The 22,853-nt window shown below is 45.3% G+C and carries 16 protein-coding genes, 8 tRNA genes and 1 pseudogene; 17 read left to right on the top strand and 8 right to left on the bottom strand.

Translation table 11 applies throughout. The features are described 5' to 3' along the window. Window positions 1-15: 15 nt before the first annotated feature. Genes ACTL4S_RS13060 through ACTL4S_RS13050 form a run of 3 tightly spaced genes read right to left on the bottom strand, consistent with a single transcriptional unit; the run spans window position 16 to window position 4,974 of the window. Entirely contained in the window at window positions 16-3,123 is a 3,108-nt protein-coding gene (locus tag ACTL4S_RS13060; protein ID WP_441299479.1) for an efflux RND transporter permease subunit, read from the bottom strand. Window positions 3,124-3,147: 24 nt separating this feature from the next. After that, a complete protein-coding gene (locus ACTL4S_RS13055) occupies window positions 3,148-4,275 on the bottom strand; it encodes an efflux RND transporter periplasmic adaptor subunit (protein ID WP_441299478.1) in 1,128 nt (375 codons plus the stop codon). A 51-nt stretch (window positions 4,276-4,326) separates the two neighbouring features. Then, a complete protein-coding gene (locus tag ACTL4S_RS13050; RefSeq protein ID WP_005104054.1) occupies window positions 4,327-4,974 on the bottom strand; it encodes a hypothetical protein in 648 nt (215 codons plus the stop codon). A 286-nt stretch (window positions 4,975-5,260) separates the two neighbouring features. Here ACTL4S_RS13050 and pilG point away from each other — a divergent pair, with 286 nt between their 5' ends. From pilG to ACTL4S_RS13020, 6 genes are all read left to right on the top strand, one after another. Beyond that, window positions 5,261-5,644, top strand: a complete 384-nt coding sequence (gene pilG / locus ACTL4S_RS13045; protein ID WP_004280711.1) for a twitching motility response regulator PilG — start codon at window positions 5,261-5,263, stop codon at window positions 5,642-5,644. 26 nt (window positions 5,645-5,670) lie between these two features. After that, window positions 5,671-6,039, top strand: coding sequence for a response regulator (locus tag ACTL4S_RS13040; protein ID WP_004280710.1), 369 nt, complete (start codon window positions 5,671-5,673; stop codon window positions 6,037-6,039). 5 nt (window positions 6,040-6,044) lie between these two features. Then, a complete protein-coding gene (locus ACTL4S_RS13035) occupies window positions 6,045-6,581 on the top strand; it encodes a chemotaxis protein CheW (protein ID WP_004280709.1) in 537 nt (178 codons plus the stop codon). A 46-nt stretch (window positions 6,582-6,627) separates the two neighbouring features. Then, window positions 6,628-8,700 (top strand): methyl-accepting chemotaxis protein, encoded by a 2,073-nt coding sequence (locus ACTL4S_RS13030; protein WP_005106253.1) that lies wholly within the window; start codon window positions 6,628-6,630, stop codon window positions 8,698-8,700. 167 nt (window positions 8,701-8,867) lie between these two features. Further along, window positions 8,868-13,319, top strand: a complete 4,452-nt coding sequence (locus ACTL4S_RS13025) for a hybrid sensor histidine kinase/response regulator (protein WP_441299477.1) — start codon at window positions 8,868-8,870, stop codon at window positions 13,317-13,319. Window positions 13,320-13,322: 3 nt separating this feature from the next. After that, complete coding sequence (locus ACTL4S_RS13020; RefSeq protein ID WP_441299476.1) at window positions 13,323-13,781, top strand: hypothetical protein; 459 nt, start codon at window positions 13,323-13,325, stop codon at window positions 13,779-13,781. A 65-nt stretch (window positions 13,782-13,846) separates the two neighbouring features. Here ACTL4S_RS13020 and dapE read toward each other — a convergent pair whose 3' ends face one another. The 3 genes from dapE to ACTL4S_RS13005 all read right to left on the bottom strand — a co-directional run bounded on the left by dapE (window position 13,847) and on the right by ACTL4S_RS13005 (window position 16,245). Next, on the bottom strand, window positions 13,847-14,983 hold the full coding sequence (gene dapE / locus ACTL4S_RS13015) for a succinyl-diaminopimelate desuccinylase (RefSeq protein WP_441299475.1): 1,137 nt from the start codon (window positions 14,981-14,983) through the stop codon (window positions 13,847-13,849). 121 nt (window positions 14,984-15,104) lie between these two features. Then, window positions 15,105-15,257 (bottom strand): entericidin A/B family lipoprotein, encoded by a 153-nt coding sequence (locus tag ACTL4S_RS13010; RefSeq protein ID WP_171501397.1) that lies wholly within the window; start codon window positions 15,255-15,257, stop codon window positions 15,105-15,107. 112 nt (window positions 15,258-15,369) lie between these two features. Then, a complete protein-coding gene (locus tag ACTL4S_RS13005) occupies window positions 15,370-16,245 on the bottom strand; it encodes a DUF1853 family protein (protein ID WP_441299474.1) in 876 nt (291 codons plus the stop codon). A gap of 87 nt (window positions 16,246-16,332) precedes the next feature. On the opposite strand from ACTL4S_RS13005, the pseudogene ACTL4S_RS13000 reads away from it, so the two are divergent. The 11 genes and pseudogenes from ACTL4S_RS13000 to ACTL4S_RS12950 form a co-directional block, all read left to right on the top strand. Next, window positions 16,333-16,686, top strand: a pseudogene (locus ACTL4S_RS13000) (YbaN family protein); the annotation flags it as partial. A gap of 125 nt (window positions 16,687-16,811) precedes the next feature. Then, the gene (elsL, locus tag ACTL4S_RS12995; protein ID WP_441299473.1) at window positions 16,812-17,345 is read left to right on the top strand and encodes a cell wall-recycling L,D-carboxypeptidase ElsL; all 534 of its coding nucleotides are present in this window, start codon (window positions 16,812-16,814) and stop codon (window positions 17,343-17,345) included. Between the two features lie 498 nt (window positions 17,346-17,843). After that, a tRNA-Val gene (locus ACTL4S_RS12990) sits at window positions 17,844-17,919 on the top strand. A 28-nt stretch (window positions 17,920-17,947) separates the two neighbouring features. Beyond that, a tRNA-Asp gene (locus tag ACTL4S_RS12985) sits at window positions 17,948-18,024 on the top strand. A gap of 48 nt (window positions 18,025-18,072) precedes the next feature. Then, window positions 18,073-18,149, top strand: a tRNA-Asp gene (locus tag ACTL4S_RS12980). A gap of 21 nt (window positions 18,150-18,170) precedes the next feature. Beyond that, window positions 18,171-18,246: transfer RNA gene (locus tag ACTL4S_RS12975), tRNA-Val, on the top strand. Between the two features lie 14 nt (window positions 18,247-18,260). After that, window positions 18,261-18,337: transfer RNA gene (locus ACTL4S_RS12970), tRNA-Asp, on the top strand. A gap of 69 nt (window positions 18,338-18,406) precedes the next feature. Next, a tRNA-Val gene (locus ACTL4S_RS12965) sits at window positions 18,407-18,482 on the top strand. Window positions 18,483-18,494: 12 nt separating this feature from the next. Next, window positions 18,495-18,571: transfer RNA gene (locus tag ACTL4S_RS12960), tRNA-Asp, on the top strand. Between the two features lie 105 nt (window positions 18,572-18,676). After that, window positions 18,677-18,752, top strand: a tRNA-Val gene (locus tag ACTL4S_RS12955). 72 nt (window positions 18,753-18,824) lie between these two features. Continuing rightward, window positions 18,825-19,286, top strand: coding sequence for a DUF2750 domain-containing protein (locus tag ACTL4S_RS12950; RefSeq protein ID WP_441299472.1), 462 nt, complete (start codon window positions 18,825-18,827; stop codon window positions 19,284-19,286). Window positions 19,287-19,311: 25 nt separating this feature from the next. Here ACTL4S_RS12950 and ACTL4S_RS12945 read toward each other — a convergent pair whose 3' ends face one another. Continuing rightward, window positions 19,312-20,106: a YdcF family protein gene (locus tag ACTL4S_RS12945; protein WP_441299471.1), complete on the bottom strand. Its 795-nt coding sequence runs from the start codon at window positions 20,104-20,106 to the stop codon at window positions 19,312-19,314. 99 nt (window positions 20,107-20,205) lie between these two features. Continuing rightward, the gene (locus ACTL4S_RS12940; protein WP_441299470.1) at window positions 20,206-22,818 is read right to left on the bottom strand and encodes a PepSY domain-containing protein; all 2,613 of its coding nucleotides are present in this window, start codon (window positions 22,816-22,818) and stop codon (window positions 20,206-20,208) included. Window positions 22,819-22,853: the final 35 nt, after the last annotated feature.

The raw sequence follows: 22,853 nt of genomic DNA, 5'->3' as shown, positions 1-22,853 counted from the left end.
TTGTGTTGCATTAAATTATGCCATGATTTTACGTGCCTGACGCAGCATAAAATTCTTAAAGTCATCCAGGTAGGTAAAGATCACCGGCACCACCACCAAGGTCAGCAGGGTAGAGGTAATCACGCCACCAATCACCGCATGCGCCATCGGTGCACTTTGTTCGCCACCTTCACCTAGCCCTAGGGAAAGTGGCACCATGCCCATGACCATCGCGCTGGTAGTCATCAGAATAGGACGCAAACGGGTTTTACCAGCGGCAATAATCGCATCATAGCGGTTTTCACCGCGATCCATGGCTTTCTTGATAAAGTCGATCAGCAGAATCGCATTCTTGGTTACCAATCCCATCAGCATAATAATGCCGATAATCGAGAACAGGTTCATGGTTGAGTTAAACAGGAACAAGGCCAGAAACACGCCAATCAGTGACAATGGCAGTGAGGCCATAATTGCTGCAGGATGGATAAAGCTATTGAACTGTGAACCGAGCACAATATAGATAAAGACAATCGACAGGGTAATCGCAGTCAGTGCATAACCTGCGGATTCTGCCATGTCGGCATTGGAGCCTTGAGTGTCGAAACTATAACCCGGTGGCATATCGAAATTTTCTTGCAAGCGGCTGATATCCGTCCCGATGTCGCCTGCAGGACGTCCTGAAGTATTGGCCTCGACCAGAACTTCACGAGCCAGATCACGTCGGTTAATTTGTGAAGCGCCGAGCTTTTCTTCAAATTTGGCCACGCTCGAAAGCGGAATCAAAATAGGTTGATTATTGGTATCCGTTTTATTCGAGGTGATAAACATATTCTGTAAATCGCTAGGCAAGCTGCGCTGGTCTTCGGTCAGGCGCAGATTCACATCATAGGTTTCACCTTTTTCATCCTGCCAGGTGGTAACATCATCACCGGCAATCAGCGGACGCACTACATTGGCTATCTGATTGACCGATAAACCTAAATCACTGGCCAAGACGCGATTAATCTGTACATCAAGAGTCGGCTTGGGTTCTTTTAATGAAGTTTCTAGATCGACAATGCCATTAATCTTCGCCATTTCAGTCATAAAACGATCGGAAATTTTTTTCAGTTCATCCAGATCTGGACCTTTGATCGAGATCATGATCGGCTTCTGACCGCCTGACACGGTTTCATCAGCGGATGCCACCGAAGTAATGCTGATTCCGGCCACCGATTGCAGGCGCTGGCGGAACTCATTATTCAGGTCATTCAGTGTCTTTTCACGTTCGGTACGCGGAGTTACAGTCACCCGTAAACTGACATGGTTTTTACCGCGGTCGGTTGCGCCATTAATCACGCCATAGGTGGCTTTGACATCCGGATGTTGCCGAATAATCTCATCCACCTGTTGCAGTTTGGCCTGTGAATATTCAAGTGATGAATCGACCGGTGTTTCAAACTTGATCCGGATTTCGCCTTTATCCGGAACCGGTACAAATTCGGTGCCGATCAATTTGGATAATCCCAGAGCACCAAATAAAGAAGCGACAGCAATTAATAAAGTAATCAATCTGAAGCGCAGCGCCAGTTTTAATAATTTTTCATAAACATGGCTTAAGTTATCCAGCTTGCCGGAGATCCAGCTAAAGAAACGTTTCACCCGACCTGGTTTTTTATTCGGATCTTTTTTCTTTTCTGCCCAGTGTGCAGAAAGCATCGGATCCAGAGTAAAGCTGACAAACATTGAGATCAGAACGGCCATACTCACCGTGACCCCGAACTGGTAGAAGAAACGGCCAATAATTCCGCCCATAAAGGCCACAGGCAGGAATACGGCGACAATGGTCAGTGTCGTGGCCAGCACGGCTAAGCCAATTTCTTTGGTGCCATCGAGCGCGGCAGTCACATGATCTTTGCCCATATCGGCATGCCGAACAATATTTTCACGCACCACAATCGCATCATCGATCAACAGGCCAATACTCAAGGACAGCGCCAGCAAAGTCATCATATTGATGCTAAAGCCAAAGGCCCAGATAAAGGTTAGCGTGCCTAAGAGTGCAATGGGCAGGGTTAAGCCGGTAATCACGGTTGAACGGAAAGAACCCAGAAAAAGTAGGACAATCAGCACAGCCAGTACCGCACCTTCAATAATGGTTCGGGCTACATCGCCAATGGTGCCGCGGATACTTTTAGAGGAATCTACCACTACTTGTAAAGTAGTGCCTTGAGGAAGCTGCGCCTCAATACTTTCTAAAGCTGCGTAGCTCTTATCTACTACTTCGATGACGTTTGCATCTGAACTACGCAAAATATCAATCGCAACTGCGGTTTTGCCATTCAAAAAGGCAGCGGATTCCAGCTCAGCCTGACTGTCTTGAATATTGGCCACTTGTCTGAGGAAAATTGGTACGCCGTTTTTATTGGCAATGACCAGATCGCCGAAGGCAAGGGGATGTAGAACTTTGGAATTGATTTCAATGACCAGTTCCGAATTACCCGATTTAAGCGTACCGCCTGGAACTTCAATATTTTCGGCCTTTAAGGTGTTAATGACACTGTCCACACCGATGCCAAAAGCTTGCAGTTTTTGCGGTTCCACCTGAATCCGGATCTGGCGCTGCGCATCACCAAGCAGATTGACTGTTCCCACCCCCGGGACTGTGCGCAGTTGTGGCACAATTCGCTGATCCAGATAGGAACTGAGCGTTTTCACATCCATATTGTCGGATTCAAATACGATCGACATCACGGCATTCGCCGTCGGGTCATAACGTTCTACAATCGGCTCCTGAATCTCATCACGAAATTCAGCAGTCACAGAGGCGATTTTATCCCGCACGTCCTGAGCTGCGGTGGTCGACGTGACATCCAGATTAAATTCAGTAGTGATGATGGACAGGCCTTCACTAGACTGGGAAATCACCTGTTTCAAACCGGAAATAGTATTGATCTGATCTTCAAGTTTCTTGGTAATTTCCGATTCAACCGTTTCCGGAGAAGCACCTGGATAATTGGTATAGATCACCACAAAAGGGAAATCGACATCAGGGAATTCTTCAATACCCATCCGCTGCCAGGAAGCCAGTCCCAGTACCATCAAACAGAACATCATCATAATGGTGAAAACCGGATACTTCACACTAATTCGGGTAAACCACATATCAATGATCCTGTATGAATGGCTTTAGTTGGCGCGAAGGGTGACAGTTTTTTGCAGATCGGCTTCGCTAAACTTAACCCGGCTGACCTGATCACCATTTTCCAATCCTTGAACCACGGCAAGGTTGTCACTATAACGCTGTTCTAGAACCTGAACATTGACCTTGATAATTTTATTCTGGCGAATCACCCAGACATAGGGTTTGCTCTGGATATCCTGAACGGTATCTAATGGAATCAGCTGGCCAGAAACCTGTTGTGAACTCAGAATGTTGCCTTCAACGAAGGAGCCGATACTTAAAGATGGAACAGATTCATTCGGCGTGGCAAAGAATTCGATCTGTCGACTGGCCTGATCTGCAATGGGGGAAATCCGGCTAATTACGGCAGTGAGCCGATTTGGATTACCTTGAATGTTGTATTCGACCTGACTGCCCAGTCTTAAACCTGATTGCAGATCACTGGGTACGCGTGCTTGAATTTCCAGCCGTTTCGGATCGACAATTTCAAACAGGGTTTGTCCAATGGCAACGGTTTGACCCGGTTCAACCTGACGTTGCGTAATCACGCCACTGATCGGACTGGTCATGGTGCCATCACGATCGGCTTTCTGGGCAATATCGACATTGGCTTGCTGGGCGCGGACATTTTCAAGCTGGGCCTGATAATCGACCTGACTTTGTTCATATTCTACTTTTGAAATAAACCCCTGATCGAGCAGACGCTTTTTACGCTGCATCATGTTGTGCGCCTGATTGGCTTGCGCTTGAGTTGAGGCCAGATTCGCACGCGCCTGTGCCAGACGAGCTGCATTGTCCTGATTATTCAGGCGTACCAGCACTTGTCCCTTGGCAACTGTTTGACCTACCTGTGCGTTTACGCTGGTGGCAGTAGCAGAGACCTGTGACTGTATGCTGCTTTGATTGACTGCACGAATGGTGCCGGTGAATGCGGTTTTTTGAACTGAATTGCCAGATTGAACTGCAACTAGATCTTGAGGAATGACTTCAATGGATTTGGCTGTTTTGGTTTGCTGTACGGGTTCATTTTTATCACAAGCCACTAAAAACATATTTAAGCAAAGTGCACTCATGATCAGGATAGAGCGCGGGGAAGGCATATTTAAATCATGAGAATGCGGTGCAGTTTGCATATGAGTCCTTTTAGCTGGCTATGGATCAAAACCACGGCTAGCTATTTGTATTTATTCAAGTGCTTTTAAACGGGCGATAATTTTGTCGTATTCTGCTTCCAGATTTCGATAGCGACTTTGTAAAGATTGAATATTTTCTTTCTGGGAAGCGAGATTTTTCTGGTTATTGTCTAATGTTGTTTTCAGGTGTGCCGGTGGGGTTTTACCTTTACGTAAATATTCACGTTCCTGACGCACAAACATGACCCGATCTTTTTGCAGTTGCTTCATTTGTTCTTGCTGAAAATCAATCTGTTTTTTTAACTGGACCAGGCTGTCATTCTTTTTCTGTAAAGCGGTCTGGCTATTGTTATAAGCACGCTTGAGTTTATGATCTTCGGCAATTCGCTGCGCCTGTTGGGCACGTTGTGGCGCTTGCCTGATATCCGCTTCGGCATTATAAGGACGGGCACGCTTAATCACCTGCATATTCTGGTCAAGTGCTTCATAGCCATAACGGATATGATTTGGCGTGACATTAGTACTGATATTGGCCACACCCTTGCTGTCATAATAACGATACCAAGTGGCTTTTTGCGGGAGTTGGTTACTACTCGCACACGTTAAGCTCACCTGTAACAGTAGCAGCACAACAACAATGAATTGACCAGTCATTTTATTTTTATCAATGACAGCAAGTTTTCTTAAAAACTGACTCATCATTGGCTCCCCGAATTTAAAGTTGACTAAATTACTTATTTTAAAGTAATAATCTTGTTATATTAGACTTAAATTTATCAATAAAAAACTACCGTTAGTCAAAAAAAAACCAATAACGATAAGAAAATGTGAAGCTGTTATTAAAAATAAATGATTTTGTCTACTTGTGTAGAAAATGTTCATTGATAATACAAGTGACTTTATGTTAAAAATGTTTATCGATCGTAATAAAATAATCCTATGAGCCTTATGGCATATAGTTTCTAAAATGGGAAGGGTTAAACAAATGGACGATAAATTCCAAAATCTAAAAATTATGGTTATTGATGACTCAAAGACCATTCGTCGTACTGCGGAAACTCTTCTTCAACGCGAAGGTTATGAGGTCATTACTGCAGTAGACGGTTTTGAGGCTTTGTCAAAAATTGCCGAAGCAAATCCAGATATCGTTTTTGTAGATATTATGATGCCGCGCCTGGATGGTTATCAAACCTGCGCCTTAATCAAAAACTCTCAGAATTACCAGAATATTCCTGTGATTATGCTATCGAGTAAAGATGGCTTATTTGATCAGGCCAAAGGTCGTGTCGTGGGTTCAGATGAATACCTGACCAAACCTTTTAGTAAAGATGAATTGCTCAATGCAATCCGTAACCATATTAGTGCTTAATATTTGATTTTTTTTGGGGAATTGGCATGGCACGTATCCTAATTGTGGATGACTCACCGACAGAAACTTTTCGCTTTAGAGAGATTCTTTCTAAACATGGCTTTGAGGTGATTGAAGCAGCCAATGGCGCAGATGGCGTCACCATGGCACAGGCAGAATTGCCGGACCTAGTTCTGATGGATGTGGTTATGCCGGGTGTGAATGGTTTTCAGGCAACCCGTCAGATTGCACGTGGTGCAACGACCAAACATATTCCAATCGTGATTGTCAGTACCAAGGATCAGGCCACTGACCGTGTATGGGGCAAGCGTCAAGGCGCAGCGGATTATCTAACAAAACCAGTCGATGAAAAACAATTAATAGATGTAATTAAGCAGCACCTCAATGCAGGATAAGCTCTATGGCAGCAAATGGATTTATCGAATTGCTTCGCATTGCGAAACGGGGGAATAAAAACTACGTTTCCAATGGCAATGAAGTTAACCGATGGTCGGGCATTGCTTTTGAGATGATGGGGCAATATTTTGTTGCCCCGCTGGGGGAGGTATCAGAAGTGATTTATCCCCCAGAATATACGCCGGTACCCAAGACACAAGCATGGGTGTTGGGTCTGGCGAATATCCGGGGAAGACTGTTATCGGTTTCTGATCTGACGCAGTATGTATCAGGGCAGAGCAGTCAATTTTCACCGACTCAAAAAGTATTATGCATCAACCATAATGACCAGTATGTGGGTTTGGTCGTAGATCAAGTTTTGGGTATACAACATTTCAATAAGAAAAGTTTCTTTTCGAAGAAATCTGAATTGGATAAAAACTTACAAGAATATTGTCAGGGGTTTTTCCATCAGCACAACCAGCAGTGGCATGTGTTTTTATTCAGTCGTCTGTTGCAAAATCCAAAATTTATGAACGCATCTATAAAATTTATAAATTAAATGTCGCGCTCGAAAGTAAGCAAGGCGTCAACCGGGGAGAGGCTGCATGGGCTTTAAACTTAAAAAGAAAAATACAGGTGAGAGCACTGGCCGCAAAGGCGGTAATGCTTTTTTAGCTAAGATTCAAACGCAAGTAGATCAGTTATCACGTGTATTTGGTGATAGTGAAAAATCAAAACCGCTGATCTATGGAGCAGCAGGCTGTCTTTTAGCCGCACTGATCACTTTATTGTATCTTTTTTATAGTGTTCCACGTACCAACGAACTCACTCAAAGTCTGGGTGATTTGCGTCTCCTCTCGCAAACGATTTCGCGCCAAGCGACTGAAGCGACAGCTTCGGGTACGCCTGAGGCCATGAAGAACCTCACTGACTCGCAAAAAGCTTTTGCTGAAAATCTTGAGACAGTTAAAAGTATTCACTCTAACAATGATGCTTTGCAAGCTGTTGATAAACAGTGGACAGAAGTATCCAGCAGTATTGATCTGATTACCTCGCAACAAAAGATTATTAACCAGTTATACGACACCAACATCGCGATTGGTGAAGCGATTCCGGGGATTCAGGCGGAATATAACTTGATGGTCGACCAGATGGCACGTCAAGATATGCCATCGAACCAGGTGGTTATTGCCAAAAACCAGGTATTCATTGCAGAACGTATCTTACGTTCAATCAGTTTGGTACTGACAGGTAATGATGGTTCACGTGAATCTGCGGATGACTTCAGTGCCGATACCGAAACTTTTGGTTCTTATCTGAATGCACAGTTAAATGGTTCTGCTGAACTGGGTGTACAGCGTATTGCTGATCCAACCCTGCGTGAATCTCTGGAAGGCATCAAGGCTGAATATGATGACGTACTGGAATCTGCATCAGCGATTATTCTGAAAAACTCTACACAGATCGTAAAAGTTCGTCAGGCAGCCGCATCTATTTTTTCTCAATCTGATGTGCTTTTGGACAACCTGAATAAATTATCGGGTAACTCAGGTCTTAAAACGGTTGTTCCGGCAGTCCTTCTGATCGCATTATTAGTCGGTTTCTTGCTGTGTGTATTCAAGTTACTTTCTCTGCGTGGCTTGTCGGATAAGCAGCGTGTAGGCCGTTTACAAGAAGAATATGACCGTAACCAGAATGCGATTTTACGTTTACTGGATGAGATCGCCGATCTTGCAGACGGTGACTTGCGTTCATATGCAACAGTATCTGAAGACTTTACTGGTGCAATTGCCGACTCGATTAACTTTGCGATTGACCAGTTACGTGACCTGGTATCGCGTATTACTGAAACTTCACAAGAAGTTGCGCAATATACTGCAACTACACAAAGCATTACCAACCAGTTAGCTGAAGCATCTGAGCATCAGGCACAAGAAATTGCTGGTGCTTCTGCAGCGATTAACGAAATGGCACTGTCGATTGACCAGGTATCTGCCAACGCCGATGAATCAGCGGTGGTAGCAGAGCGTTCAGTACAAATTGCTGCAAACGGTGCGGATGTCGTACATCGCTCGATTGAGGGTATGGACACGATTCGTGAACAGATTCAGGAAACTTCAAAACGTATTAAACGTTTGGGTGAATCTTCTCAGGAAATTGGTAATATCGTAGCCTTGATTAACGATATTGCTGACCAGACGAACATCCTGGCATTAAACGCAGCGATTCAGGCATCGATGGCCGGTGAAGCGGGTCGTGGTTTCGCGGTCGTAGCCGATGAAGTACAGCGTCTTGCGGAACGTTCAGCTTCTGCAACCAAGCAGATTGAAGGCCTGGTAAAAACCATTCAAACGGATACGAACGAAGCCGTTATTTCGATGGAACAAACTACATCGGAAGTTGTACGTGGTGCGAACTTGTCTAAAGATGCCGGTGTAGCACTAGATGAGATTCAAACAGTATCGAACAACCTGGCGAAACTGATTGCGAACATTTCTGATGCTGCGAAACTGCAGTCAGCATCTGCAGGTCATATTGCGACCACGATGAATGTCGTACAGGAAATTACCTCGCAAACCACCAGTGCAACCTTCGATACAGCACGTTCAGTATCTGAACTGGCAAACATGGCCGATGCATTACGTGAATCTGTATCTGACTTTAAACTACCAGAATAAAGTCAGACATGATGGGGAAATGTGTCTTGACCGCGGTTGAGACACATTCAGAAAATACAGATAAAGCCTCGACAAGATGTACTTAACTTCATACGTTAGGTATCGCGTGACGGTCACAATTAAGTTTGAGCGCCCTTCTTGGCGGCATAACGTAAGAAGCATGAGCTATGAAAGAAATATTAAAAAATTTAGTTGAAACGACAACGCTTCCTGAAGATAGTTATCTTGACCAAGATGCAGAAATTCTTGAAATTTTTGTTGAGGAAATCGAAGAGATCTTCGTTGAGTTAAATGCTTTATTTCCAGAATGGTTGACTAATCCAGATCATCAAGAAAATCTGAAGACCATTCGCCGCCATTTTCACACCCTGAAAGGTTCAGGCCGCATGGTCGGGGCAAAATCGGCAGGGGAAATGGCCTGGGCGGTTGAAGATACCTTAAACCGGGTTTTGTCCGGTTCGATTCAGCTAACACCGACGGTGCAAAAATTTGCCCAAGCGGTACTGAATGTCTATCAATATGCTTTATATCCAAAATTCAAACATGTACAGCAATTGGATCTCGACCTGCGTCCAATGGTGCTCTTGGGACAACAATTACAACAACAAATTTCGCCTGAGCCTGCATTGGAAGAATTACTGGCATTGGCAGTTCATTTGACTGCTGAAGGTCAGATGACAGGTCTTGAGCTTGCAGACAATGAGCCAAGTGAAGCTGAGCTAACAGTAGCGCCAGTAGAAGTACCGGTTCGCAGTGATATCGAAGAAACTGTGGCGATCTTTATTGAAGAAGCAGAAGAGCATCTGGAAACGATTGCCACCTTCCTTCGCACTGAAGATGAAAAATCACAAGATTATAATGCGCTAATTCGTGCGATTCATACCTTGCGCGGTAGTTCATCCATGGCGCAGATTGACCAGATTTTTGAGGCCAGCTCTAAAGTAGAGCATCTGTTCAAAACCCTGCTACAAGATGAAATTGTCTCAACCTCAAAAGAAACCGCTTTACTGATTCAGTATGCTGAGTTTGTCAGTGACTATCTGCATTTGCTACGTCAGGGCAATACTGCAAAACTGGATGCGGTATATGCCACCTTTGAGCGTGTCTGGAATAATTATGGCTTTGCAGTTATTGAAACCAATAGCATTCAGACGCAAGGCTTGGTGTCCAAACTGGTTGAGTTGGATATTGATCTGTTATTGGATGCCGAGTTTGAATTTGATAAACGCGCCCAAGTCGATTATCCGGAATATATTCAGGCACTCAGCCAGCAGGCTGCAGAATTGCTGGCACATACAGAAAGCCGGGCAGCGCAGGGAATTCATGAATTCACTGCCGATCTGAAATCGGCTTATGATGCGCTACTTGAAAAGCCAGTGCTGCTAAACAGTGATTATGCTTATGAGCTGTTCGCACAGGCACACCAGGAATTTATTCATTTATTTGATACCCTGGCCGCAGGACAGCGCGTCATTCTGAATGATGAGATTCAAAAAATACTCAGTGAACTGTCTGCATTTGTGCAGCAGGATCTCGAGATATTTGCTGAAGATACTAGTAATCAGAATATTGAGCTAAGCTCAGAGGCCACACAAGTGGCTGAAACTGTCGCGCCTGGCAGTGTCGATTTTGCTGGTTTGAGTCAACGCATCGCTGCAGATCGTCAGCAGCAGCAAAGTACTGAAACCAACCGTGATTTTGATGAAGAATTATTAAGTATCTTCCTGGAAGAAGCGGATGAATTGCTCGCAGGCATTGATGAAGATCTGAATACCTGGAGCAAAAAACAGGATGATACGACTTCACTTAACAATCTGATGCGTCATTTGCATACCTTAAAAGGTGGTGCAAACATGATTGCAGCTTCGCATATCGGTTTGATTGCGCATGAACTGGAAAGTATTTATGAGCGTGTGATCCGTCAGCAAATTGCCGTGACACCTGCTTTAATCCAAATTATTCGCCTAGTACAGGACAACATTTCCGATCGTATTCAATCGATTCGGGAAGACGGTATTGATTATCCTGCACCAGAAGCGATTGCGATTCTGCAAAATATTCAGGCGCTGGTGTCTGGACAAGCTGTTGCTGCTGCGGAGAGCGCGAACACTGTAGTTGAAGTTGCAGAGGTCCAAGCGACATCAATTTCTGAGCCGCAACTTGAAGAGTCAGCAACGACTGAACAGCCTGCAACTGATCTGGCTGAAGCTGAAGAATTACTGGAAATCTTGGAATCTCCTGAGGCTACTGAAGACACACCAGTGGAACGTTCTGAAGAAGACGAACTGAAATCCATTGTTGAAGAATCTTTCCTGGAAGAATCCGAAGAGATTCTGGCGAATGCCGAGAAGCTGCTCAATCAATGGTTTGACCAGCGTAGTGACCGTAGTTTATTGCTGCAATTACAGCGTGCTGCCCATAGTATCAAGGGCGGCGCACGTATGATTGATGTTGAAGAAGTGGCCAGTATTGCCTATGAGCTGGAAACAACATTCGAACAGTTTGCGGTCTATCAATTTAACTCGAATGCCTATGATGGCTTATTGCAGAAAACGCTGGTCTGGTTAAGACAGGCGATTTTCCAGCGTGACTATAACGGTTTTGAGCAGCTGCACAGCAGTCTGAAAAAGATTGCTTATGTGGACGTTACTGCGCAATTGCCTGAGCGTCTGGCGAAAACAGATAATCTGGTAGTCAGCACCGACTTCGGCTTTGTTGAAGGTGATGGTACTGAACCGCCACAGATGATGGGTGAATGGGCGAATAGTGGTAGCAGCGATAGCAATAACGAGATGATCCGTATCTCTGCTGATCTGGTCGAGAAGATGATTGACCTGTCCGGTGAGAACTCGATTAACCGTTCGCGTATCGAGATGGACCTGGGGCAGCTGGGCAATACCTTGAACGAGATGGAACTGGCGATCAAGCGTCTTGCCGATCAGTTGCGTCGAATGGAAGGCGAGCTGGAATCACAGATTATTGCCAAACATGGTTCAGAGAATTCGCGTTATGCCGACTTTGACCCGCTGGAAATGGACCAATATTCCTCTCTAAACCAGCTGTCCAAATCACTGGCAGAATCTGCATCGGATTTGGTCGACTTCAAGAGTACGCTGGCCGACAAGATTCGCGAAACTGAAGGACTGTTATTGCAACAATCCCGTATTCAGGCGGAAATTCAGGAAAGCCTGATGCGCACCCGTCTGGTACCGTTTGACCGGATGTTGCCGCGTTTACAGCGTATCGTGCGTCAAACCTCGACCACCTTGAACCGTCCTGCAGAACTGATCGTACAGAATACCGAAGGTGAACTGGATCGTAATATTCTCGAGCGTCTGGTCACCCCATTTGAGCATATGCTGCGTAACGCGATTGACCATGGTCTGGAAGATACTGCAGATCGTATCGCACTGAACAAGCCGGAAGTCGGTTCGATTGTCTTGAACATCAGCCGTCAGGGTACCGATGTAATCGTGTCCTTTAGTGATGATGGTAAGGGGATTGATGCGGAGAAGATTCGTGAAAAAGCGCTGAGTCTGGATTTGATCAAGGCGGATCAAGTCATTGATCAGGAAGAAATCCTGCAATTTATCTTCCATCCTGGTTTTAGTACCGCGAAAGCAGTGACCCAGATTTCCGGGCGTGGTGTCGGTCTGGACGTGGTTCAAAGCGAGATCAAATCTCTTGGCGGCCATGTGTCAGTGAGCTCGGAACTGGGCAAGGGTACGGTCTTTACGATTCGCGTACCGACGACCGTAGCGGTCAGCGATGCCTTGATGGTGAAAGTGGGCGATCAGCAATATGCGATTTCTCTGGCGCAGATTGACCGAATTGTGCGTATTGCACCGACCACATTGGAAAGCTATTTCAACAGTAAAGATGACTATTTCAAGATCGATGGCGCAAACTATAAGCTGCGTTATCTGTCTGAGTTTGTTGGCAACCAGCCGATTCCACGTCTGAATAATGTTGGTCATTCATTGCCGGTGCTGTTGATTAAAGGTAATAGTGGTCAAACCATTGCCTTGCTGGTCGATCAGTTGGTCGGTTCACGAGCGCAGATTGTAGTAAAACCGATTGGACAGCAGTTTGCCAACGTCGGGGTAGTGGCCGGTGCCACGATTCTGGGTGATGGTCAGGTCTGTCTGATTCTCGATGGACAGAATGTTGCCCGCCAGATTCAGGCGACACAGCGTGTCAAACAGCTGAATGATCAGCGTGATGGTTCGCGTAATTCAAATGCACGTCGTCTGGTGATGATTGTCGATGACTCGGTGACTGTACGTAAAGTGACGTCGCGTCTGCTTGAACGTCAAGGCTATGATATTGTCACTGCCAAAGATGGCGTAGATGCGATCGAGCAGCTTGAAAACGTCAGACCGGATCTGATGTTGCTGGATATCGAAATGCCACGTATGGACGGTTTTGAAGTCACCAATCTGGTTCGTCACCATGATATTCACCGTGACTTGCCGATTATCATGATTACCTCACGTACCGGTGAGAAGCATCGTGAACGTGCATTCAGCCTGGGTGTAACGCATTATATGGGTAAACCGTTCCAGGAAGCGGAACTGCTGGCCAATATCCAACAACTCATTGCTGAAAAACAGGGGTAATACATGAGTCAGACCAATTCAAGCAGTAAAATGGCTGATCAGATTAGCCAGCAGGAACTTCAGCATCTGATTACGGTATCGACCGGATTTATTGATGCCTATATTATTGACTGTCATGGCAAAGATCCGATGCTATTGCCACAAAACATTGTATTGTCAGCACTGGATAGCAATACCCAGGTCAAGACAGTGGAATGGCATGAGGCACAGTTGCCGGTCTATGCAGTGAGTGATCCGTCACGTCAAAATGGAGTGGCACTGGTGATTGAGGGTGATGAAATCACTCAGCGCTTTGCCCTGATGTGTAATGAAATGCCGAAAACCATCCGGATCCGTATTTCCGAAGTAGTTGATGTCGATCAGCCCGTGAATGATCCTGCCATCTTTCAATATGTGCGCATGAATGAACAGCTGTTCCATATTCCGAATATGACGAATATTCAGGCTACAATCGGACTGTAATCCAAATTAAAAAATATAAAAAAGGAACTCCATGGAGTTCCTTTTTTATTGCGTTATGAATTTACTTAGTCGGCGAGTAAATTCACGAGAATCTGTTCATAAATTTCAGCCAGTGGCTCTAGGTCGGCAATATCGACATGTTCATTGATCTGATGGATTGTGGCATTCAATACACCAAGTTCCAGAACTTGTGCACCTGTAGGCGCAATAAAGCGGCCATCTGAGGTGCCACCCGAAGTCGAGAGTTCGGTTTCAGTTCCTGCCACATTCAGAATCGCGGTTTTAGCTGCATTTACCAGTTCACCGACTGGTGTCAGGAATGGCATGCCAGATAAAGTCCAGGAAATGTCATAATCCACACCATGACGATCCAGAATTTCCAGGGTACGTGCTTTGAGTTCTTCCGCGGTCACTTCAGTTGAATAACGCCAGTTGCACAATAGGTTCATGGTGCCGGGAACAACATTGGTTGCGCCTGTACCCGAATTGATATTGGAAATCTGGAAGGTCGTCGCCGGGAAATATTCGTTGCCATGATCCCAGACTGTGTCGCACAGTTCAGCAATGGCTTTAGAAGCGGTATGAATCGGATTCACGGCCAGATGCGGATAAGCCACATGACCTTGTTTGCCTTTGACTGTAAGGTTGGCATTTAATGAACCACGACGGCCATTTTTGACAATATCGCCCAGTTTGTTAGTACTTGACGGTTCACCGACCAGACACCAGGTAATTTTCTCATTGCGCGCTTCCAGTGTTTCAATCACTTTCACCGTACCATTAATCGATGGGCCTTCTTCATCTGAAGTAATCAGGTAGGCAATCGAACCTTTATGATTCGGATATTTTTCAACAAAACGTTCTGTTGCAACTACCATGGCTGCCAACGCGGTCTTCATATCGGCACTGCCACGACCATAAAGTTTGCCTTCACGGATTTCTGGTAAAAATGGATCTGAGTTCCAGGCATCCAGATTCCCTGTTGGCACGACATCAGTATGGCCAGCAAAACAGAAGACCGGACCTTCTGTGCCTTTGCGTGCCCAGATATTATCTACATCTTCAAAGCGCATGGATTCAATATTGAAACCAATCTTCTTTAAACGTTCAGCCATGATGTTCTGGCAGTCATGATCAATCGGTGTGACAGAAGGCTGACGTAATAGTTGCAGGCTTAAATCGAGGGTAGCGGAAGAGCTCATACGGTATTCAACAGTCGATAATTTTTTCGGTTCTATAATAGGCGAATATAGGCTTGAATGTGAACGACTGATATAAAAAAACCCTATCTGGGATAGGGTTCTGTGAGCGTTTAGGAAAAAACTAGTTTTGACGGATTTCGTCAGAGGTTTTTTCAGCAGTATTGGTTACCGCATCGCCAGCCTTAGACACATCTTTGCCCATGCCTTTTACGGTGTTACAGCCAGTCAATACAAAAGCTATCATTAATGAAGCAGCAAGAATTTTTTTCATCATCATCTCCGTATAATCAATAATAAAATTATTATGATGTGGGACTTAGAGTAGAAAATATACGCCCTAAAAAATATGTGGTTTTCATAGTGCTTCGGTTAATAAATGTAATGCTTTATAGGGGCTTATGCGATGGATGCTGGATCAGCACCGGATTGCGATACATATAAAAGTCATTACTATCGACCTTTTTATAGAGGCCATCCGTCCACCAGATCGCAGTTGAACTGCTCGGCCGGGCTTGCGGATAAATCCATTCATGTCGTTGCAGACGATAGAAACCGTGCTGTGCAGCAGGAATATGCTGTCCCCATACGCCCAGACGACGCTCGGTATTGATCCATGAGGGAATTGGCTGATCGGCATGATGTGTAGGCAAATATAGCTGTCCCTTGAGGACGCAATACCGTTTTTGAATGGGATGCTGCAAAGCCTCATCAAACTGGAATTGTTTTTGTGTGAAATGTTTCATTTTTCTGATTAAAGTATCGGTGCGGTTCAGGCCATACCAATGCGGCAGACTAAAATCGGCTTCGGCCAGATAATACTTCAATGCCACTTCCCAATGTTCAATTTGTCCTGTAGCAGTATTCAATAGCAGAAAATCCAGCTCACCCAAGGTCTTGGCACCCTCAATTTTTTGCAGACTATGGCCAAGCAGTCGATAGGGGTGATAAGCATCATCGAGTAACCAGAACCAGACCAGCATTTCAAAACGCAGCCCTAAACGCGTGCTTTTTAGTTGCTGCACAAATTCGATTAATTCTTCTGGATGCTGATCAAGAAATTCCAAGCGTGGATGATAACGGCTAAGATGTTGCTGCCAGGTTTGGCTGTCATGCAGTTCAAAACGATGTATGAGCTCAAGTTCATCTGGAACATGGGACAAGATATTCGGACTGCCAACAGCAAATGCCAGTTGACGCACCAGAGGATGTTGATAACGTTGCCATGCTTCTACAAGATTTTGGTTTAAATTGGAAAAGGGCATAGTACAACCTGTGAAAAGTGCAGAAATACAACGGACAGTATCGGAAAACGCTTTATACTACCTGAATTCTGCGGCTAGGGTTGATGTATGAAAGTGTTGTTTTGGCGAAGTCTGGTGGTGCTGTTTGTGATCCTGGGCTTTATCGGTGCAATCCTGCCGGGTATGCCAACAACGGTCTTTTTGATTCTGGCGGCCTGGGCGGCATCCAAAGGCTGGCCGCAAATGGATGACTGGTTATTGAATCATCCTAAATATGGTCCGACCTTAAGAGATTGGCGCGCGCATGGTACTGTACCGCGTAAGGCCAAATGGCTGGCCAGTATCATGATGCTGATCAGCGGGATCATCATGCTGTTTACCACAGCGCCCTTGGCCGTAAAAGCCTTTACCAATGTTACTATGCTGATCGTCGCGATCTGGTTATGGCGACGCCCTGAACCGAATCAGATCATTATTCAGCAAAATACAGTCGACCCAGAAAAGACAGATCTACAAACTCCGCAATCTGTAGATAGCAAATTAAACCCTATAGAGCCAAATAAAATAGAGTCTGAGAATAACAAGTCATGAATACCTTGCATCTGGATCAAGCCGATATCCTGATTGATCTTGCCCAACAAAAGCTGTATCTGCCCAATCTAAACAAGCAATATCTGATTTCCAGTGGCAAAAATGGCATTGGTGAAACTGAAAATAGTGGCAAGACTCCTCGTGGCTGGCACAAGATTGCTGAAAAGTTTGGTCAGAATGCTCCCTTAAATAGTGTATTTGTCGCACGTCAGGCGACGGGTGAAATTTATAATGCCGAATTGGCAGCGGAATTTCCGCAGCGTGACTGGATCCTGACGCGCATTTTATGGCTGAGTGGCCTTGAAGCTGGTTTTAATCAAGGCGAGGGCTGCGATACCTATCAGCGTTATATCTATATTCATGGCACACCAGAAACTGAAAAGATGGGAGAGCCGCTGTCGCACGGCTGTATCCGTATGCGTAATCCAGAGGTCGCTGAATTATTTGACCTGATCAGTGAGAATGCACTGGTTTATATCTCTGAACAGGAATTGGATCTGGAAATGCTGAATGTGCAACACACTGAATAACATAACGGATCGATTTAAAGTCATGTGAAAATGATTTTGTTTTTATGCACTGGATTAGGTTAATGGAGGCAGTAAAAAAGATTGATTAATCTGATCCCGATCGTATTTTTATCGCATGGAATGGGTTAAATGATTATTTGAAGCTTAGATTTACTGGCATTTTCTGAATAAAAATAAATGCCAGTTGCAAGATTACATGAACACAACGTCGAGTATTTTAAAGCTTTGTATAATCCTTAATCAGAATTGCAATACATCGTATGATTAAGACTGAAACTTCGCAGGGTAAAACACAAAATTTCGCTTCAATTTTGATTTTGAAAATTAAAAAATTTCGGTAGAGACTTAAAAAATAAACAAAAAGTGTTGTTTTTTTTAACAAACAACCTATTTTTTAATCACTCACACCTAAAAAGTGGAAAACATTCCGAAAAGCGTTTGACAGGCTGTGCAGATTCTCTATAATGCACCCATCAAACGATGATAGACGTTTAGAAAGGGCGCTTAGCTCAGTTGGTAGAGCGTCTGCCTTACAAGCAGAATGTCGGCGGTTCGATCCCGTCAGCGCCCACCAAGCTCTTTCATGTTGAGACCTTATAGTTGCAGCGGTAGTTCAGTTGGTTAGAATACCGGCCTGTCACGCCGGGGGTCGCGGGTTCGAGCCCCGTCCGCTGCGCCACTTTAAGATCTTGATTTTCGTTTGCCACAATAGCGACATTGTGTAAATGCAGCGGTAGTTCAGTTGGTTAGAATATCGGCCTGTCACGCCGAGGGTCGCGGGTTCGAGCCCCGTCCGCTGCGCCATTTATACGATAGACCTTTTGAGGGCGCTTAGCTCAGTTGGTAGAGCGTCTGCCTTACAAGCAGAATGTCGGCGGTTCGATCCCGTCAGCGCCCACCAGATTCTTTTGCGATGCAGCGGTAGTTCAGTTGGTTAGAATACCGGCCTGTCACGCCGGGGGTCGCGGGTTCGAGCCCCGTCCGCTGCGCCATTTCAAAAGAAATTAAATTGAGGTCCCTGAGCCTGAATTTAATAAACTAAAGATTGACACTCTTTATCAGGGCGCTTAGCTCAGTTGGTAGAGCGTCTGCCTTACAAGCAGAATGTCGGCGGTTCGATCCCGTCAGCGCCCACCAGATTCTTACGATGCAGCGGTAGTTCAGTTGGTTAGAATACCGGCCTGTCACGCCGGGGGTCGCGGGTTCGAGCCCCGTCCGCTGCGCCATCCTAAGATGAGAAGCTTGGATTCCTGAGATCTGAGTTTTCAAGATACCAAGACTATATTCCTTGTTGGTCTTGCGTCATTTAAAACAACACTGTTGTTTTCTCAGGGCGCTTAGCTCAGTTGGTAGAGCGTCTGCCTTACAAGCAGAATGTCGGCGGTTCGATCCCGTCAGCGCCCACCATATCTTCTTGCTTCAACGCTATTTATTCCTTAGAATCTGATTCTATTATAATAATATTAAGATTTCACGACCATGAGAAATCCCTATCAGCGCAAAGCCGCGACCAAATCCCAAAAAACTGCTTTCGATCCTCAACAGCTTTATAAGCAATATATTGAAGCCATTGTTGCCAATGCTGGCATTTTTGCACTCTACCAAGATGGCTGGGCCTTATGTGCCACGCCGACCGGACAACGCGCATTTGCCTGCTGGCAAAGTAAAGGTCTGGCTCGACTGCTGATTAAAGACAATTGGGCAAATTACGAGATTCAGGAAATTGGTCTCAAGGATTTTGTAGAGAAAGTCATTCCCTTTTTACGTCAGGAAAGTACCATTGTTTCGCTTGATCTGACCCCGGAAGGACAGAATATTCTGGTGGCACCGGAAAAATTATTACTCGATATTAAAAATTATCTGTATCAGATTTATGTGCAAAAACCTGATCTGTTTAAAAATCCGGATATGCCTTTGCCTAGGCAGATCCGTTTAAATTAAATTTATTGTTTTTAAAACAGCTTGTTTATTGGAACAATGAATATTCATTCAGTAGCCAGCCACTTATCAAAGCAAAATATTCGCGTAACCAGGAATTATAGCGAACATTCTGGGGTGTGCTGGCACTCAGGCTGATGACTTGTTGATAACCCTGATGTCTGGCAATGGCACGGGCACGAGGGCTATGAAAATCGCTAGTGACAATCGCAATGGGCTCATTTCGATCAATATGTTGCTGTTTTAGGATTGCCTGAGAATATTGCAGGTTCTGTTGGGTACTTCTGCTTTGATCTTCTAAGCTAATGGGGTTTTTGAGCTGCGGATAGTTCCTATGGATATAACTTTGCATTACTTCAGCTTCGCTCTGTCTCTCCCGGAAATTTCGTCCACCGGTCATAATGATTAAAGTATTCGGATATCGTTCTGCATATTTTGCTGCGGTATCCAGACGATTTTTTAAGATGGGTGAGGGCTGACCCTGATTAATACCACTACCTAATACTAAAATCGCTGCAGCAGGCCGTGCCGGAATATTCGGGTTAATTGACATCTGGATATAAGCGAAGAAAGCCGCGACACTGATGATCCAGAATAGAAATCCGCCCCAGAGACTGTTCCAGAACAAGGTTCTGAATCGGGAATTTTGTTTCCAGCGCTGAATAGATGAAAAAAACAAGGCATACAGGATGAGTGCCACCCCAATGAAGATCGACAGGGCAATAGCAAAATGCCTCTGACCTTGGCTCAGTAACCAGACGCTATTGATACATAGGATCAAACCACAGATCAGGCTAAGACTTCGTTTAAGTTGATTGAGCATTCAGGGTTCCTTTTTTTCTTATTCATATTCTTATTATTGCTTTTGTATCTTCAATAAAAACCGGGCCATTGAGCCCGGTTTTTAGCATATCAGGTTATCTTAATATACATCACGGCGATAACGTCCATCCAGGCGTAATTGATCTAGCATTGTTTCACCGAGAATCTCGGTCAGGGCCTGATCCACATCGCTGGCCATACCATTGATGCTACCGCAGACATAAATCACTGCACCTTGAGCAATCCAGGCTTTCAGTTCTTCAGCCTGTTCACGCAATTTGTGATGTACATAGACTTTTTCCTGCTGGTCGCGAGAAAACGCAAGATCGAGACGTTTCAGGGTTCCCATTTGCAGCCAGGCCTGAATGGTTTCTTCAAAGAAGAAGTCATGTTCACGCTGACGTTCACCGAAGATCAGCCAGTTCTGGCTATAGTCCTGACGGTTACGCGCACTGAGCAGGCTTAATAATCCCGCAATCCCGGTACCATTACCAATACAGATAATCGGGCGGTTGTCATCAATCAGGTGGAAAGATTCATTGCTGCGAATACGCAGTGCAATTGGCGTATTGAGAGCCGCATGCTGGGTCAGCCAGCCTGAACCCAATCCCAGATTACCACTAGCATCGGTTTGCTGACGTACCACCAGACGTAAAACCTGCTGGCTTGGAATACTGGCAATGGAGTATTCACGTGTTGCCAAAACCGGTAATTGCGTGAGGAGCTGATCCAGAGAATCAAAAGGTTCAGCCTGAGTCAGATCACGATCCCAGAGGGCCTGTTCAATATTCTGTTGCATAGAAGGTACTTGTGTACCCGCTGCTATCTGGTGCTTTTGCATAAATGCATGAATATGTTCTGGGCTATTCCCTGGTTGAACCTCTGCAATATCACCTGCTTGCCAGATGGCTTCATGCTCAGGGGTCAGTTCGATATTGAAGGCAGGCGCACCTAGACTACCAGGATTGAGGACTTCACGTTTACTCAGGTTCCAGTGATCAAAGGTCTTATCGATACTCATCGCTTGTAGTTCAAGTCGAGTGACTTGTGCCAGCGCACTATTCCATTGCTGGATATGCTCGTTATTGGCATTGTCGACTTCAATCGTATTGAATAGCTGCTGGGCACCATTCTGTTTTAACCACTGATCAATACGGTGACCAAAACTGCAATAGCTGTCTGGATATTCCTGAGAACCCAAGGCCAATACCGCATAACTTAAATGACTGAGATCAGCTTGAGCAGACAGGATTTTTTTCTCAAAAGAAGAGGCTAAATCCGGCGCTTCGCCCGTGCCATAGGTACTGGCAACAAATAATACCTGTTCGGTTTGCAGTAAATCGGCAAGCGTCAGTTGCTGTACTGGCTTGACGGTTACCGGTTGACGCGCTTCTTGCAGGGCAGTCGCTGTACGCCAAGCCAGTTGCTCAGAAACCCCTGTTTGTGAGGCATAAGCAATGAGCCACGGTTTGGCATTTTCATCCAGGTTCACTGCAGTCGCACCCTGACGTGCTGCAAGCGTTAAGCGTTTCTGTTTGCGACGTTTCAGATAGAGCATCCAGCCGGTTACAAAGAACAACGGCATCAACAAGGCTGCGACCATGGCAAAGAACTGGTAGATCGGGCCGAAGAAGCTGCCACGATGTACCGGTAACATGCTACTCATGATCTTTTCATTGAGCTTTTTGTCTTCATACAGCTCGACTTCGGTAAATTCAGCTGTCCGGTAATTATAAGTGGCACTGTTTCGTGCACGTTCATGTTGAGCGATCGGATCGACGAAGTTCAGTTGCATTTCGCCATCCGGTTTTTTCGGAAGGTTAAACGTTACGGTAGAATACTTATCTGAAAATTCAGTGTTAAAGCCAATCCAGCTCTGGTCTAGCGCACGGGCAGTAGCTTCAGGGCTGAGACCTTCACGGCCTTCACCACCAGCACCGCGTTCGCCTCGTACTTCACCTTCGGCACGCGGACCACGTTCACCGCCTGGACGTCCTTCACCACGGTTATTGCCGGCATTGGCCTGCATTTCCGGTTGCGGGCGTTCCACACCCAGCACTTTAAACATGCCATTGCGCCACCAGTCATAAGACCAGTACAGACCGGTACAGGCCAGAATCAGGTAGAAAATCACCACCCAGGTTCCCACAACAGCGTGCAGATCCCAGATAAAATTACGGCCTTTCAGTTGAGGTTTTACAAAGAACCATTGCTTGATCGAATGACGTTTCGGCCAGCGCAGGTATAGACCTGACAAGACAAAAAAGATCAGCATCAGGGTACAGGCACCGGTAATCTGTTTACCTACTGGACCAACCGTCAAATTACGATGCAGTTGCTGAATAAACTGGAAAAACTCCCGACCCTTAATCTCTGGTAAGACTTCCGCAGTATACGGGTTGATCATGATGTTCTGACCACGCCGTGCGCCTTCTTTAGCGACATTCACGGTACTCGAAGCACTTGGATCTTGTGCCACGGTAATACTGTTGATCTTCATGTCAGGCGCAGTACGGTTAAAGTGCTGATACAGCTCGGCAGGCGTGAGTTTGTCACGTTGCTGAACCTGAACCGTATAACTGTCGCTATTCATCCATTTTAATATTTGTTGTTCATAGGAATAGATTGCGCCAGTGACCCCCATTATCGAGAGGATTAAACCTGCTGTAATCCCCAGAAACCAGTGGATTTGGAAAAATGTCTTTTTAAACATGGTCGTCAGATTAAGGGTGAGATCTATAAAAGTGG

The sequence above is a fragment of the Acinetobacter lwoffii genome (assembly GCF_052078135.1).
GTDB lineage: Bacteria > Pseudomonadota > Gammaproteobacteria > Pseudomonadales > Moraxellaceae > Acinetobacter > Acinetobacter lwoffii_Z.
Note: the sequence above shows the minus strand (reverse complement) of the source record. Positions and strands in the feature narration are given on the sequence as shown.

Bases quoted from the DNA above. Each gene is read 5' to 3' on its own strand.
- ACTL4S_RS13020 (WP_441299476.1), top strand. From the start codon at position 13,323: ATGAGTCAGACCAATTCAAGCAGTAAAATGGCTGATCAGATTAGCCAG.
- ACTL4S_RS13040 (WP_004280710.1), top strand. From the start codon at position 5,671: ATGGCACGTATCCTAATTGTGGATGACTCACCGACAGAAACTTTTCGC.
- ACTL4S_RS12945 (WP_441299471.1), bottom strand. From the start codon at position 20,106: ATGCTCAATCAACTTAAACGAAGTCTTAGCCTGATCTGTGGTTTGATC.
- ACTL4S_RS12940 (WP_441299470.1), bottom strand. From the start codon at position 22,818: ATGTTTAAAAAGACATTTTTCCAAATCCACTGGTTTCTGGGGATTACA.
- ACTL4S_RS13035 (WP_004280709.1), top strand. From the start codon at position 6,045: ATGGCAGCAAATGGATTTATCGAATTGCTTCGCATTGCGAAACGGGGG.
- ACTL4S_RS13060 (WP_441299479.1), bottom strand. From the start codon at position 3,123: ATGTGGTTTACCCGAATTAGTGTGAAGTATCCGGTTTTCACCATTATG.
- ACTL4S_RS12950 (WP_441299472.1), top strand. From the start codon at position 18,825: ATGAGAAATCCCTATCAGCGCAAAGCCGCGACCAAATCCCAAAAAACT.
- ACTL4S_RS13050 (WP_005104054.1), bottom strand. From the start codon at position 4,974: ATGAGTCAGTTTTTAAGAAAACTTGCTGTCATTGATAAAAATAAAATG.
- ACTL4S_RS13025 (WP_441299477.1), top strand. From the start codon at position 8,868: ATGAAAGAAATATTAAAAAATTTAGTTGAAACGACAACGCTTCCTGAA.
- ACTL4S_RS13010 (WP_171501397.1), bottom strand. From the start codon at position 15,257: ATGATGAAAAAAATTCTTGCTGCTTCATTAATGATAGCTTTTGTATTG.
- pilG (WP_004280711.1), top strand. From the start codon at position 5,261: ATGGACGATAAATTCCAAAATCTAAAAATTATGGTTATTGATGACTCA.
- ACTL4S_RS13030 (WP_005106253.1), top strand. From the start codon at position 6,628: ATGGGCTTTAAACTTAAAAAGAAAAATACAGGTGAGAGCACTGGCCGC.
- ACTL4S_RS13055 (WP_441299478.1), bottom strand. From the start codon at position 4,275: ATGCAAACTGCACCGCATTCTCATGATTTAAATATGCCTTCCCCGCGC.
- ACTL4S_RS13005 (WP_441299474.1), bottom strand. From the start codon at position 16,245: ATGCCCTTTTCCAATTTAAACCAAAATCTTGTAGAAGCATGGCAACGT.
- dapE (WP_441299475.1), bottom strand. From the start codon at position 14,983: ATGAGCTCTTCCGCTACCCTCGATTTAAGCCTGCAACTATTACGTCAG.
- elsL (WP_441299473.1), top strand. From the start codon at position 16,812: ATGAATACCTTGCATCTGGATCAAGCCGATATCCTGATTGATCTTGCC.